This window comes from Thermalbibacter longus, from assembly GCF_023806485.1.
Classification (GTDB): Bacteria; Chloroflexota; Chloroflexia; order Thermomicrobiales; family Thermomicrobiaceae; genus Thermalbibacter; species Thermalbibacter longus.
In genome coordinates, this window is record NZ_JAMSLR010000003.1 from 265,130 (window position 1) to 278,905 (window position 13,776).

The 13,776-nt window shown below is 68.6% G+C and carries 13 protein-coding genes; 3 read left to right on the forward strand and 10 right to left on the reverse strand.

Annotation, left to right across the window (positions count from 1 at the left end; genetic code table 11):
* The first annotated feature begins 15 nt into the window (after positions 1 to 15).
* Positions 16 to 1,488 carry an alkaline phosphatase family protein gene (locus tag NET02_RS06110; protein WP_284056497.1) on the forward strand — a complete coding sequence of 491 codons (1,473 nt, stop codon included), beginning with the start codon at positions 16 to 18 and terminating at the stop codon, positions 1,486 to 1,488.
* A gap of 25 nt (positions 1,489 to 1,513) precedes the next feature.
* Here the strand turns inward: NET02_RS06110 and NET02_RS06115 are convergent, their stop codons facing one another.
* The 4 genes from NET02_RS06115 to NET02_RS06130 all read right to left on the reverse strand — a co-directional run bounded on the left by NET02_RS06115 (position 1,514) and on the right by NET02_RS06130 (position 6,565).
* Entirely contained in the window at positions 1,514 to 2,257 is a 744-nt protein-coding gene (locus NET02_RS06115; RefSeq protein ID WP_284056498.1) for a DUF72 domain-containing protein, read from the reverse strand.
* 62 nt (positions 2,258 to 2,319) lie between these two features.
* The gene (locus tag NET02_RS06120; protein ID WP_284056499.1) at positions 2,320 to 3,609 is read right to left on the reverse strand and encodes a M20 family metallopeptidase; all 1,290 of its coding nucleotides are present in this window, start codon (positions 3,607 to 3,609) and stop codon (positions 2,320 to 2,322) included.
* A gap of 27 nt (positions 3,610 to 3,636) precedes the next feature.
* Positions 3,637 to 5,538, reverse strand: a complete 1,902-nt coding sequence (locus NET02_RS06125; RefSeq protein ID WP_284056500.1) for an endonuclease/exonuclease/phosphatase family protein — start codon at positions 5,536 to 5,538, stop codon at positions 3,637 to 3,639.
* Positions 5,539 to 5,674: 136 nt separating this feature from the next.
* Positions 5,675 to 6,565 (reverse strand): serine hydrolase, encoded by an 891-nt coding sequence (locus tag NET02_RS06130; RefSeq protein ID WP_284056501.1) that lies wholly within the window; start codon positions 6,563 to 6,565, stop codon positions 5,675 to 5,677.
* Positions 6,566 to 6,884: 319 nt separating this feature from the next.
* Between NET02_RS06130 and NET02_RS06135 the strand changes: the two genes are divergently transcribed.
* The gene (locus tag NET02_RS06135; protein WP_284056502.1) at positions 6,885 to 8,282 is read left to right on the forward strand and encodes an aminotransferase family protein; all 1,398 of its coding nucleotides are present in this window, start codon (positions 6,885 to 6,887) and stop codon (positions 8,280 to 8,282) included.
* Between the two features lie 63 nt (positions 8,283 to 8,345).
* Here NET02_RS06135 and NET02_RS06140 read toward each other — a convergent pair whose 3' ends face one another.
* The 4 genes from NET02_RS06140 to cuyB all read right to left on the reverse strand — a co-directional run bounded on the left by NET02_RS06140 (position 8,346) and on the right by cuyB (position 10,933).
* Positions 8,346 to 9,008, reverse strand: a complete 663-nt coding sequence (locus NET02_RS06140; RefSeq protein ID WP_284056503.1) for an SCO family protein — start codon at positions 9,006 to 9,008, stop codon at positions 8,346 to 8,348.
* Positions 9,005 to 9,643 (reverse strand): hypothetical protein, encoded by a 639-nt coding sequence (locus tag NET02_RS06145; protein WP_284056504.1) that lies wholly within the window; start codon positions 9,641 to 9,643, stop codon positions 9,005 to 9,007. The genes NET02_RS06140 and NET02_RS06145 overlap by 4 nt, the downstream gene beginning before the upstream one ends.
* Before the next feature lie 74 nt (positions 9,644 to 9,717).
* The gene (locus tag NET02_RS06150; RefSeq protein ID WP_284056505.1) at positions 9,718 to 10,191 is read right to left on the reverse strand and encodes a DinB family protein; all 474 of its coding nucleotides are present in this window, start codon (positions 10,189 to 10,191) and stop codon (positions 9,718 to 9,720) included.
* Complete coding sequence (cuyB, locus tag NET02_RS06155) at positions 10,181 to 10,933, reverse strand: cysteate racemase (RefSeq protein WP_284056506.1); 753 nt, start codon at positions 10,931 to 10,933, stop codon at positions 10,181 to 10,183. Before cuyB ends, NET02_RS06150 begins: the two co-directional genes overlap by 11 nt.
* 319 nt (positions 10,934 to 11,252) lie before the next feature.
* On the opposite strand from cuyB, the gene NET02_RS06160 reads away from it, so the two are divergent.
* The gene (locus NET02_RS06160) at positions 11,253 to 11,546 is read left to right on the forward strand and encodes an antibiotic biosynthesis monooxygenase family protein (protein WP_284056507.1); all 294 of its coding nucleotides are present in this window, start codon (positions 11,253 to 11,255) and stop codon (positions 11,544 to 11,546) included.
* Here the strand turns inward: NET02_RS06160 and NET02_RS06165 are convergent.
* Both NET02_RS06165 and NET02_RS06170 read right to left on the reverse strand, forming a co-directional pair.
* The gene (locus NET02_RS06165) at positions 11,531 to 12,748 is read right to left on the reverse strand and encodes a diphosphate--fructose-6-phosphate 1-phosphotransferase (protein ID WP_284056508.1); all 1,218 of its coding nucleotides are present in this window, start codon (positions 12,746 to 12,748) and stop codon (positions 11,531 to 11,533) included. The two genes, NET02_RS06160 and NET02_RS06165, sit on opposite strands and share 16 nt — an antisense overlap.
* A gap of 22 nt (positions 12,749 to 12,770) precedes the next feature.
* Positions 12,771 to 13,541, reverse strand: coding sequence for an SDR family NAD(P)-dependent oxidoreductase (locus NET02_RS06170; protein WP_284056509.1), 771 nt, complete (start codon positions 13,539 to 13,541; stop codon positions 12,771 to 12,773).
* Between the last annotated feature and the right edge of the window lie 235 nt (positions 13,542 to 13,776).

Genomic DNA, 13,776 nt, shown 5'->3' on the forward strand with positions numbered 1-13,776 from the left:
GCTGAGGAGCCGCTCATGCAAAGAGTCCAGCGTGTCCTGATCGTGACGCTCGACGGCTTGCGTCCGGACTTCGTTACCCCAGAGCAGATGCCCTTTCTCACGTCCTTGGTTGCGCACGGCACGCGCCTGCTCGACTATCACGCCGCCTATCCACCCCACACTCGCGTTCAGGTGACCACGCTCGCGACTGGCGTCTACCCCGGCGTGCACGGAATCGTGGCCAACGTGATGCTGGTGCCGGGTGCCAGCTCCGATCACATCGTCGATACCTCGGACTACCAGCACCTCGCCTCGCTCGATGCGGCGACCGGAGGTCGGGCTGTGCTCGTGCCGACCTTAAGCGAGCTCTTGGCGCTCGAGGATCGCCGGCTCGCGATCGCGGCCAGCTCGTCGCCCGGTTCGACGATTTTGTGGACGCGGACGCATCCATACCGGGTGGTGAACCCACGCACCACCTACGGCCTGCCAGACCTTGTTGCTCTCCGTGAAAAGCTCGGTGAGCCACCGGATCCCGCCGGACCGCAGATGGCGCTCGCAGAGTACGTGGTGCGCGCCGCGCTCGGCCTCTTTCTCGAAGATCCCGAGGTAGCGGTCACCGTCCTGTGGATCAACGAGCCCGATGCCAGCCTGCACCGCTACGGGCTCGGCGCGCCCGAAGTGATCGCCACGCTGCGCGAGCTGGATCTCCTCATCCGTCGTCTGATCGAATCGCTCGATGGGCGCGGGCTGCTCGATGATACTATGGTCGTGCTGCTCTCCGATCACGGCCACTCCACGCCACGCACCGGCCGCTCTCTTGCCGAGGGGCTCCGGCAGGCTCCCCTCGCCGTGCAACAGGTCGCAGCATCGCTGGTACCGAGCAGTGATTTCCTGTTCCTGCGGCCGGGGGCACGGCGCCCGCGAGCGAGCGAGCTGCGTCCGCTCGTCGAGTGGCTCTACCAGCAGCCATGGACAGGCGTAGTCTTCGCCCCGCCGGACGATGCCCAGGAGCTTCCGGGCGCTCTGCCGCTCGATGCTGTCTGGGGCGACCGCCTGTGCCGCGAGGTCGAGGAGCGCCTGCCTGTCCTCGCAGTCAGCCCGACCTGGAGCGACGAGCCGAACGCGCATGGGTTGCCTGGTACAGTGTTCGCGCTCACCGAGCAGGTCGCGACCCGGTCGACCCACGGCGCGGCCTCTCCGTGGGATCTGCACGCGTTCGCGCTGTTCTTCGGCAAGGGAATCCAGTCTGGTGTCGAAAGCACGCTCCCGGCGGGGGCTGTCGACATCGTCCCGACGGTCTTGACCGCCTTGGGTCTCCCTGTGCCGGAAGATGTGCAAGGTCGGGTACTGCGGGAGATCTTCGGCAAGCCGGTCGAGCTGCCGCCTAAGCACTGTCGTGAGCTGGTGCGCCCACGCGATCGGGGCAGCGAGCGGATTCCCGTGGTGGTGCGTGAGCGGCTCGGCACGACCACGTACCTCCACCTGGCTGCGCCGGACGACGCGGTGTGACCTGTCACGCGAGGGATGCGTGGGGTCAAGCGAGCGGCACGCCCAGCCTGGCCAGGCGGTCGCGCAGGCGCTGGGCGTCGTCGACCGCGTGCGCCCAGGCATCGTTGTTGAAGTAGACGTGGCCCTCGCGCCCGCTGGCGGCGAGCTGCTCCAACCGCGCAGCCAACGCGGCGATCTCCTCGTCGGTCAGGCCGATTCCGAACGCGCCGTGGTGTACCCGCACGTAGCCGAAGGGCCCGGTGAACGGCAGCTCCTCAGGCTCCGGGCACCGGCCGCCCAGCGCGACGACGACCGTGCCGCCGGACGTGGAGACCAGATCCAGCACCGCCGGCTCGAACCAGCTCGGATGGCGGAACTCGATCGCGAATCGGGGGCGCGCGGGCAACCGGGCGAGGAAGCCGCGTAGCCGCTCCACATCCCGCTCGAAGCCCGGTGGGAGTTGGAAGAGCACCACCTCCAACGCCGGCCCGAGCCCACCGGCTGCCTCCAGCAGGTGACCCAGCTCATCCTCTACGTCCGCCAGGCGCCGGACGTGTGTGATCAGGCGGCTGGCCTTGACCGCGAACCGGAAGCCAGGCCGCGAGGACGCAACCTGTGCCCAGCGAGCGAACTGTTGCCGCGAGGGCAGGCGGTAGAAGCTGGCGTTGATCTCCACGGTCGGGAAGTGCTGGACGTAGTAGGCGAACCACTGGCTCGGCGCGAGATCAGGCGGGTAGAACCGCCCGAGCCAGTGCCGGTACGACCAGCCCGAGGTGCCGATCCACAGCATCTGCACCCGCCCCGGTGCGTCCACGCGCTTCCAGCCGGCGCTCGACTCGTGGCAGGCCGAGGTCAGCCGCTCGCTCGTGCCGGTTGTAGCACCTCGAGCAGGATCAGCGCCAGCACCTTCGTCCCGGTCACCAGCTCTTCCACGGTAATGTACTCGTCCGACTGGTGCGAGGTGTCGTTCGACGCCGGGCCATAGAGGATGCTGTTCGTAATCCCGGCCCCATGCACCACGAAACGCTGGTCGTGGCTGCCGGCCGAGATCATGACCCGCGGGGTCATGCCCATCTCCCGGATTGCCCGAGCAGCGGCCTGAGCCAGCGGCTGCTGCTCGTCCACCAGCGTCGGCGGCGTGGCGTAGCGCTCCTCGTAGCTCCAGCGCAGTCGCGGCTCCTCAACGCGCAGAGCCTCCAGGAGGTCGAAGAGTTCCTGCCGGGCCTGATCGAGCGTCTCCGGCGGCACCAGCCGGCGGTTGAAGGTGACGGTGCAGCGGTCGGGGATCACGTTGGTGGCAACTCCACCCTCGATCGTGTCGAACGAGAGCGTCGCCGTCTCAGTGCCTGGCGTCGCGAGCAGGAGGTCGGTGCGGCGCTGGCGGAGCTGCGGTTTCAGTTCCGACTCGGCCCGGCAGAGGAAGCGTGCCGCCAGTTCGACCGCGTTCACCCCCAGGTGCGGGGCGCTGCCGTGGGCCTGCCGGCCATAGAGCGTGAACGCGCCCCAGAGCGCGCCCTTGTGCCCCACGCCGATGCCGTCCAGCCCGAACGGCTCGGTGATGATCACGCCGTCGGTGTTCTCGCGGCTGATCACTCCCTGCTCGACCAGGAACCCGGTGCCGGCATTCCGGTTGCCCACCGTCTCCTCGTCCGGCACGAAGCTGTGGGTCACCTCACCAGCCCAGTCAACGCCGGCCCGGCGCAAGGCTTCGACCGCGTATATCTGGGCGACCAGCCCGCTCTTCATGTCGCACGCGCCGCGGCCATAGATGCGCCCGTCGATGAGCTCGCCGCCGAACGGGTCGCGCGTCCAATCGTGCCCAGCGGGGACGACGTCGTAGTGGCCGTTGATGTGGAGACGGAAGCCGGGGCCAGCCGGGCCTGCGAGCCGGGCCAGCAAGTTCGGCCGCGGCAGTCCCTCGCCGAGCGGCGCGAGGGTCGGTAGCAGCTCGTCCGGCACTCGGACGACCTCGGTGGCGTAGCCCAGTCCATCGAGTAGCCCCTTCGCCAGCGCCACGAAGTCCTCGTAGGCTTCACCTGGCGGGTTCACCGTGGGAACCCGGATGAACGCTTGGAGGGTCTCGACCATCTCACTGGCTAGCGCATCTACCGCGGCGCAGACCGCTCGCTGGCGCTCGTCCATCGTGCACCTCCCCTTCCTGAATCCAGACTACTCGGCCCAGGGCATGCGTAGGGTAGCGACCACTGGCCGGTGATCCGACGACCAGCGGTCGAGGACGCGCGTTTCCAGCACGGTGACCTCCGGCGAGACGAGCAGGTAGTCGATCCGCCGGCCGTCTTCCGAGGTCGTCGCCTCGGGGCTCAGGCTGGCGCCGCTATCGACCAGTCCTGCTTCCAGCAGCCGGGCGATCACCGCGTCCTCCGGTTCGGCGTTCAGATCGCCAGCGATCACGACCGGGACGCGGCCTGCCCAGAAGTCGACCAGCTCTTCGACCTGCGCGAGCCGCACTGCCCCAGCCCCCCTCGGGTCGTCCAGGTGCGTGCCGATGACCCAGAGCGAGCCGCCCCCGGCCTCGACGCGCACCGCGAGCGCCGAGCGCCGCAGGTTCTGTGTCTGCGAGAAGCGCCACAGCTCCTGGGCGGTGACCGGGCTCCGGGTCAGGATCGCGTTGCCCCAGAGCCCGTCGGCGGAAGCCGGCCCCCAGGTCGGCCACATGCCCAGCCGGTGACTGAGCCAGAGAAGGTTGTCGGCCCCGTTCGTTACCAGCCAGCCGCGGCTGACCTCTTGGAGCACGACGATGTCAGGCTGGGCCGACTCGATGGTGCGAGCGATCTCCTCCAGGCTCCAGCGGTTGTCGCGCGCGAAGCCTGACTGGATATTGTAGGTCATCACAGTGATCTGGCTTGACAGCGGGGCAGCCGAGAGTGGCGCCGGCGAGCGTAGTTCCTGCCAGCCAGCGGCGAGCGCGACCAGCGCTCCAGCGGCCAGTGCAGCGGGGTAGACCGGGACGCGCTCGCTTGCCGGCTCGCGGCTCGGCCACCACACGGTCGCCCCGAGGCTCGTCAGCAGCCAGGCCGCGCCGAGGTAGACCCCGCTGCCGGTCGCGGTGTAGTAGCCGAAGAGCAGGCCCACCTGGATCAGCAAGCCTACGGCGAACCCCAACGCGACCCGGCCGATGCTTCCCCGCTCGCGGTCGACCCGGCCGCTCAGGAGCACGCCCGCGAGCAGTGCGGCGCTCCCGGCCGCGCTGAGCAGGAGCCCGAGGGCCGCCCATCTCGACCCGTGCCACACGAGCCAGAGCCCGAGCCCGCTGGCCACCGTCCCCGGCACCCAGCCGACCCAGTGGCGGGCCACGAGCCGGCCGAGTGCCATGCCGCCGGCCAGGCCGAGCCCGAGTACGAGGGCTCCCGCCGGCAGGCGGAGCCCGGCCTGTACCTGAGCCAGCCCCAGGTTTCCGAGCGCCAGGTGGAACAAGGCCAGGAACGGCCCGACCAGGATCGCCCGGGTGCCCGGAAGCGCGACGATCTCGTCTTCTTCCCACCGTGCCGCCAGCAGTGACAGTGCCCCCGCGCCGATCAGGAGAGCAGTCGCGAGGTGCGCTGCCGGCCCCGGCGTCCACGGGAGGTCGATCGTTAACGCAGCCGTCCGCACTGCCAGGTCGAGCGCGCAGCCGGCCAGCAGTCCGAGCCCCGCCGAGCGTCGATCCAGGCTCAGCAGGCCGACGAGCAGCCAGCCCCAGCCGGCCAGCCCGATCGCGCCGAGGAGCACCCGCAGCGGTGGGTCCTCCGTCACTTGCAACGCCAGGCGGCTGAGCCAGAGCCCGAGGGCGCTGAGGAGCAGGAGTCGCCGGCTGCCGAGTGCCTGGGCCATGAGCCCGGCCAGCGCCGGAGTGAAGAAGACGCCGACGCTGTAGAGCGCGAGCGCGGTGCGCCGGCTCTGATCGACCACGAACACCAGGTCGGCGACGAAGACGCGCGTAGCCTGCAGCCCGAGCGTCATGGCGGTGGCGGCGAGGACGATCATCCACCAGGGCTCGATGGCCCCGAGCACGAGCCTGAGCCACCCCGCCCGACCGGTGCCACGGCCTGACGGCCTGAACGGGCTCGTCATCTTGCTGGTTCCCCATAGTGTCCGGCGTGTCGCGCGGATCTATCCCCCGGCAGGGGTCTGCGGAAGAGTACGGCAGTAGAGGGTATTCCGGCAATGCCCTGGCCGGAGGTGCTCTGGTCCGGTGCGCCGGAGCCGGCTAGTTCTCGATCTCACCGACCGGGCCGGCGAAATGCTCGTAGACGGCGAGCGAAGCCCTGGCCAGGAGCTGCGTTGCCGCATAGCCATTGCGGGCGCGCTTGGTAAACAGCGCCACGGCATAGACGATGTCGCCGGCGTAGACCAGCCCAGCATCGTTGCGGACGCCGCGAATCGAGCCGGTCTTGTGCGCGACCTGGACGCCGAACGGCAGTAGTGCCGGAATGCGCTCGCGGAATTTCTGGCGCTTGAGGATATCCAGGACGGCGTCGCGCGCGGCGGGGCTCAGCCCCTCGCCTCGCTCGATCGCCTCGTAGAGGCGCACCATGTCGCGCGGCGTGGTGACGTTGTTGTCCGGCGTCTCGCGCGCAGCCCGGCAGTCGAGCGGGGCTAGGCGCGAGGCGAGCCGTGCCTTGAGTGTCTCGTAGGTCAGCGACGGGTCGTCCGGGTCGAGATCGTGCAGCCCGGCGAGGATCTCCCAGGTGTCGAGCGGCAGCGAAGTGTGGCTCATGCCTAGCTCGCGCAGCGTCTCGGCCACCGCCGCTCGGCCGACCAGGTCGTAGATCAGGTCGGTGGCCATATTGTCGCTGACGGTGATCATCAGCGTGGCGATGTCCTTGAGCGTGAGCGTCGCGCCGGGCTCGAGGTCCTGGAGCACGCCCGAGCCAGGTACCCGCTGCTCCGCGCGGAGGGTGAGCCGCTGCGCCAGATCGATGTGCCCGGCGTCAGCCTGGCGGTAGAGGACGTACAGGAGGACAGTCTTGAACGCCGACGCGGTAGGAAAGACCTCGTCGGCGTTGAAGGCAAGCTCCTCGCCAGTATCCAGACGCCTGGCCGCGACGCCGAGCACGCCGTCGAACTCGCGGGCCAGCTCTGCAAATGCTACCGCCATCGCCGCTTTCCCTCCCTCGCCGTTCTCGTCGACTGCCGGCCGGCAGGGTATCATCGAGTCAGAAGGCCGACAAGCGTCTTGCCGGGAGGCGGTGTCGCTTCGATCGGCACTGAGACCGTCGTCTCATGGCCGAAGCGGAACCGGTCGACTCTGGCACTTGCCTGTCCGGCTGATCCATGTGAGACTTCGCTTCAGGGGTACAGTGAGTCCCGCTCTCCCGGCGCAGCGGTGCTGCACTGCACCTGTCGGAGTCCGAGCGGCGGCGATGCCCGGCACGGTCTCAACCTGGCGTCGTCGCGGTCGTTACGGGGGGTGCCCGATGGATGGTACGGTCGAGACTGTCGGTGCGAGTAAACTCCCGGCTCCCGAGCTGGAGCAGGAGGCGCTCGAGCATGTCTGGATCCACTCGGCCGAGTGGGTTCGTCTCGCCGAGGAGCGAGGGTTCCGCGTCTTCGAGCGGGCCTTCGGAAGCACGCTGGTCGATGTCAACGGGCGAGAGTACATCGATGGTTTGTCTGGACTCTGGGTGGTCAATGCCGGGCATGGCCGCCAGGAGATCGCCCAGGCGATGGCCGACCAGGCCGCCCGCATCGCCTACGTCTCGGCAGCGAACCACACGACGGTACCGACGGTTCAGCTCGCCAACGTGCTAGCCAGCCTCACGCCCGGAGATCTGAACCGGATCTTCTTCTGCTCCGGCGGCTCGGAGGCGGTCGAGAGTGCCATCAAGATTGCCAAGCAGGTTCAGGCGATGCGGGGGTTCCCCAAGCGGTACAAGATTATCGCTCGCCGGGGCAGCTATCACGGTATGACCTACGGCGCCATGAGCCTGACCCAGTCACGCAGCGAGAAGTTCTTCGGGCCGTTCATGTACGGCGTGCTGCACGTGCCCTCGCCCAACCGCTATCGCAACGACTTCGGTCTCGAGGGCGAAGAGGGCGACATCATGTGCGCCAACTACGTCGAGCAGGAGATCCAGTACCAGGATCCAGAGACGGTCGCGGCGGTGATCGGTGAGCCGATCTCCACCTCGAACGGCGTGCACGTGCCCTCGCCCAAGTACTGGCAGCGCCTCCGCGAGATCTGCGACAAGTACGGCGTGCTGCTGATCATGGACGAGGTCATCAACGGATTCGGCCGCACGGGCAAGATGTTCGCCGCCGAGCACTTCGGGGTCGTGCCGGACCTGATGACGATGGCGAAGGGGCTGACGTCCGGGTATGCCCCGATGGGCGCGGTTGCGGTCAGTGAGAAGGTCTTCGAGATTTTCCGCGAGCAGAAGGACGTGCCGCTCGGGCACCTGCTCACCTTCGGCGGGCATGCGGTGGCCGCGGCTGCGGCGCTGAAGAATCTGGAGATCTTCCAGCGAGAGAACCTGGTGCAGCAGAGCGCCGAGAAGGGCGAGTACCTGCTCAAGCAGCTCCGCGAGCTCTTGCACCATCCGACGGTCGGCGACGTCCGGGGCCTGGGGCTGATGTGCGGCCTCGAGATGGTCAAGAACAAGGCCACCAAAGAAAAGTGGCCGCGCAACTCCGCCTTCATCAAGACGCTCGAGCGACGAATGAACGAGAAGGGACTGCTCACCCGCGTCTGGGAGATCGTCCATGTCGCGCCGCCGCTCGTGGTCACTCACCAGGAGATCGACCGGATCGTCGAGATCATCGACGAGGCGTTGACCGAGGCCGAGAACGAGTTCGCGAGCGAGATCGGCGTGTGATCCGCGGTCGAGTCTGTAGATAGAGCGGGTACCGGCGCCAGCAAGCCGGTACCCGCTCTTGCCTCACTCCTCGATCAGTTCGGCCAGGCGACGCGCCAGGTTCAGCGGGACGATCGCCTCGTCGTGCAGGAGCACGCGCTGGTATCCCTCCTTGTCGATCACGTAGGTGACCGTGGTGTGCCCGACGGTGTACGCCTTCGGGTTGCTCGCTAGGGGTTGCTTCATCACACCGATTCCGTAAGCCGACCAGACCTGCTCCAGCGTCGACCGGTCGCCGGTCAGGAACGCCAGCTTGCCGCTCAGGCCGTTGGCGTCCAGGTACTGTCGCAGCCGGGCTGGCGTGTCCTGCTCCGGGTCCACAGTCACAGCCAGGATGGCGACCTCGCGCTGCTGGCCGGGTTCCAACTGGTCGTACGCCGTTGCCAGCTTCTGGGCGGTGAGCGGGCAGATATCCGGGCAGCTCGTGTAGAGGAAGGTGAGGACGACTACCTTACCACGCAGCGCCGAGAGCTGGACCGGATGCTCGTCCTGGTCGACGAGCGTGAAGTCGGGTGCTGGCCGGGCATCGAGCTCGACGACACCTTCCTGGCGACTGTCCGTCCGTGTCTCCTCGAGCCACCAGAGCGCGGTCGCTAGCCCGAGCGAGGTGAGCGTGAGCACCGCGGCGCTGATCACGAGCAGCCACAAAGTTCGTCTCGTCAGGATCGGCACTGCCGTCCGGTTCATCGGCCCTCTCCAACTCCCTCCGGTCCCTGACTGCGGCTCGCTGAGGCCGTCCACCGTCCTCGCCGTGGGGCGCTCCGCTCGCTGAAGAGCCACCAAATGAGGGGCAACTGGAGCAGTGCCAGCATGCCCCAGAGCCACCACGAGCGCCACCAGGCTGAGCCAGCGGCCGGCTCCACGGTCGCTTCAAAGCCTACCGTACCGTCGCCTTCCGGGCCGTCGATCTCGACAGTGATCCGGTAGAGCCCAGGCTGCTCGAGCGGGAATTTGGCCGCGTAGTAGAGCTTGTTCGTGGCCTGCTCATGAGTCGCCGGAAAGCGCCCCACCGTCTCTCCTCCAGCCGTTGTGACGACGACCTCGATCCGGGCACCCTCGACGATCTGCGGTGAGTCAGGCCGCTGGAGAAGGACGCTGACATCGAGCTCGCCGGCTCGGAGCGGTTCCGGGCTGGTGAACACGGTCACCTCGTACGGCCCGACGGGCTCGGCCGCGATGCGCACCTGCCCGCCGTTCGCTCGCGTTCCGGCGGCGAACGCGAGCGAGATGACGAGCAGCGCAGCCAGCAGCACTGGCTGGCGAGTCCCAGCACCGTGCTGGAGGCGGCTCTCGGCATGGGGTGAAAGCGCAGTTCCAGGCACGCGCGCTCCCGTCCGGATCTCCAGCGTACTGAATCCAGGGCTGCTCGAGTGCCGGGGAAAGCTTGACCGTGGCGTCAGAGGAGCACGTCGCGGAGGCGCTGGTAAGCTTCCTGGTCGTATTCGGCCAGCCGCGCGATCAGCTCGGCCAAAGTGATCTGACCGAACTCCGGATGCCGGGCGGTCCGCTGCCATTGCTCCTCGCTGAGCTGGCTCAGCCGGTGCACCAGCTCCTGCCGCAGCTCGCGGAACGCTGCCAATGCCTCGAACGGCTCCTCGCGCGCATAGCCGCGCTCGATGGCGACCAGATCGGGGTCGAACTCGCTGATCTCAGGCTCGTCTTCGGTCAAGATTCGCTCCAGGCGCTGCAAGGTCTCGGCGTCGAAGTCGCGCAAGTAGGCGAGGATCTCGACGGCGCCCCACTGCCCGCCACACCCAGCTTTGCGCAGGGTCTCGACCGAGAGGTCCTCGACCAGGTTCGCGACCCGGTCCGGGAAGCGGCGAAGACGCTCCAGAAGCTCAGCTCGGTCGGCGTCTCGGTCACTCTGCATGTCGATAGGCCAGCCCTTTCGACGGCGTCGCCGGCAGCGGGCGCTGCCCCAGGGCGACGGCCACAGCGGCTTCGGCCAGTACCCGGGTAGGATCGACCAGCGGTACCGGCAGGTCGCCAGTGCGCAGGATGAGCGGCAGCTCGGTACACGCGGCTACCACTGCCTGCGCGCCGCTCCGCACCAGACCGAGCGCGGGCCCGAGGACAAGCTCACTGGTCGCCCTTTCGACCTGTCCGGCCTTGACAGCCGCGATCGCCGCCGAGACTAGCGTTTGCTCGTCGCCAGGCGGGGCAATAGCTCGCAGGCCGCGCTCGGCGAGGGCCCGATAGTAGAGCCCAGAAGCCACGGTGCCGGCAGTCGCCAGGATCCCGATCGTGGACCCGGCTGGCAGCATCTCTGCTAGCCGATCAGCAGTCTCATCGATCATGTTCAGGAACGGCACCTCCACCGCAGCCTGCACCTGGGGCAGGAAGGCGTGCGCCGTGTTGCATGGCACGACGATGAAGGACGCCCCGGCGCCGGCCAAGCGGCGCGCACCGGCGATCAGCCAGGGAGTAGGGTCTGGCCCCCCGTACAGGAGTGCCTCCGTCCGATCCGGCACCGACGGATCGGCGTCGATGATCACGTGCAAGTGCTCCTGATCCCGGGCCGCCGGTGTGGTCTCGATGATCTTGCGGTAGAGGTCGACCGTCGCTAGCGGCCCCATGCCGCCGAGCACGCCGATCACCAGGCGTTCGGCCATCTGCCTCTGTCCCCAACTCCCTCGCTCAGTGCCTGCCCTGCGCCGTTCGCGAGGCAGGCTGTAGGCGCGCACCGTTCCCGATATCGTATTCCCCTCGTGGTCGGGCATCCAGAGTGCCACCCGCGCGTGCTCGAGACCGGGAAAGGGAGGGGGCGGCCCAAACCAGCGGAGGGGTCATCGGTGGCATTATAGCACCAGCGGTCAACAGGCCGGCCCGATCCGTAGACTTGTGGGTCGGGCACAGCGATTGCGCAGTCGTGGCGCCGGAGGAAGCCGGCAGCGAGGCGGTCGGCCGCAAGGCAGTGAGCGGGGAGCGGGCATGTTCGTCGATCTGAGCTTCTTCGAGGTGGAAGAAGGGATGCAACACGTCTTCGAGCGCGCCTTCCGTGTCCTGGTCGAGGAGGCGAGGCAGTCCGACGGTTGCCTCTCCTCGGAGCTGGTGCGCCTCGATGAGGATAGGCGCTACGTGTGGGTCGAACGCTGGTCTTCTCGGGAGGCGCATAACCGCTTCAACCAGCTCCTGTTCGGCCACTTGCTGCCGCGCTTGCCCGACCTCGAACGCTATGCCCAGCGCCTGACCGACCGCGATGCCGAGGGCTACGTGGTGCTCTGAGGCCGGAAGGGCAGATCCTGCAGCCTCGCGTACGGCGGGAACGGATCCCCGACCAGCGGCAGAGCGTAGCGGCGGAATGCCGCGCTTACCGACCGCCCGTCCGGGCCGATGAACTCGTCTGGCAGCGCGCGCTCCCGGTTCGCGACCGCCGCCAGCGGCACCGCGCCGAAGCGCACCTCGTACGGCTCGTCGGAGACACGCTCCAGCGACACCATCACGTCCGAAGCGCCCTCGCACAGGAGCGCGACCGCCTTCGTGCCGGCCTCGTACGCCTCTTGCCAGTCCACCGGCGAGGTGCAGGACATGAACATGCGGGCGATCGTGCCTGGCTTATCGTAGCGCGCGCGGAGTCGCAGCCGGCGCTCGATCGCCTGGGCCAGAACCGGAGCTGGCCCGGGGTAATAGGGGTGGCCGAACGGGTCGACCCACTGTGCCTGCTCGCCGCCTAGCGGCCGCCCCTGGGCGTCCCGCAGCGTCTCCGGCACGACCGCGACCACGTGTCCGAACCGATCGTAGGCGGACGCGATCTCCTCGAGGAAGGCGTCTAGGCTGGCCGGCGGCCGCTCGGGGAAGAAGATCAGGTGGGGTGCGTCTTCGGAGGCGACCTGGGCGAGCGCGGTAGAGGCGGCGACCCACCCGGCGTTGCGGCCCATAACCTCGATGAGCTTGACCGGGTAGAGCCCGGCCGTGGCCTCGGTGTCGAGCCCGGCGTCGCGGGTCGCCAGGGCTAGAAATCGGGCGATCGAGCCGTAGCCAGGGCAATGGTCGGTCGCGGTCAGGTCGTTGTCGATCGTCTTCGGCACGACGACGACCTGGAGCGGTTGGCCCGCGCGCCGGGCGGCCGACGCGAGGCGCAGCGCTGTCTCCGCCGAGTCGTTGCCGCCGATGTAGACGAAGGCACCGACCTCGTACCGAGCGAGGATCTCGAGGGCGAGCTGAGTCGTCTCGCTGGAGAGGCGCAGGCGAGTGACGCCCAGCGCGGCTGAGGGGGTACGCGCCACCCGCTGCAGCAGCTCGCGCGGCTGGGCGCCGAGATCGACGAAGTCCTGCCGCAGCACGCCTTCGATACCGCGCCGGGCGCCGATGATCGCCTGGAAGCGGCCACTCTCGCGCGCTGCCTCGACGACGCCGACCAGGCTGCTGTTGATGACCGCTGTCGCGCCGCCGGCCTGGGCGACGAGCAAGTTCTGCCGGCTTCCCACGCTCCCTCCCGGTTCAGGCACCTCAGCGCGCCGTCCAGCCCCCGTCGACCACCAGCGCGGCGCCGGTCATGAACGACGAGTCGTCACTGGCCAGAAACAGGGCCGCCCGCGCGATCTCCTCCGGCTGGCCGATCCGGCCCAGCGGCATCCGGCTGATGATCTCCGCCCGGTACTCGTCGACGCTGCGACCGAGCCGCTCGGCTGATCTCCAGAGCAGCGGGGTGTCCACCGCGCCAGGGCAGAGACAGTTGACCCGGATGCCCTGCTTGCCGTGGTCGAGCGCGAGCGCGCGAGTCATCCCGAGGAGCGCCGCCTTCGACGCGCAGTAGGCGGCCGCACCCGGTGACCCTACGAGGGCCAGCTCGGAGGCGGTGAAGATCACCGAGCCGCCACCAGAGATCGCGATCTGCGGGATGGCGTAGCGGGCGCAGAGGAACGCGCCGCGCAGGTTTACCTCCAGAATGCGGTCGAACTCTTCGAGCGGCATCTCCGGCACCAGCCCGCGACCGCTGATCCCGGCGTTCGCGAAGAGGACATGGAGGTGCCCGAACTTCGCGACGGTCGCATCGACCGCCGCGGCGACCTCGGTCGGTCTGGCGACGTCCGCCTGCGAGCTGATCACCTGGGCGCCGCTACGCTCGAGGTTCTCGACGAGGGAGGCGAGCGCCTGGTGGTTCGTATCGACCAGCATGAGGCGGGCGCCCTCGGCCGCGAACAGCCGGGCGCTGGCAGCTCCGATGCCCGACGCCGCGCCGGTGATGATCGCGACCTTCCCCTCGAGTCTCCCAGCCACGTCGTTGCTCCTCCATCGGATCGAGGGCGTGGAGCCCCCGCTTCGGGCACAGTAGCGGTTACGGCCTAATCCCGTCAAGCGATGACCTGTGGTCGCTCACCAGTGCGCACCCCGGCTCGCTGGCGCGGACTGGGCCGATCGCTGGCTCACGCTCGACGCGCATCGCCGCGAGCCCTCCGCGCCGACGGGATGGTACTGACGCAGTCGAGCGCGCTGCGACGGTGGCCGGCGACGT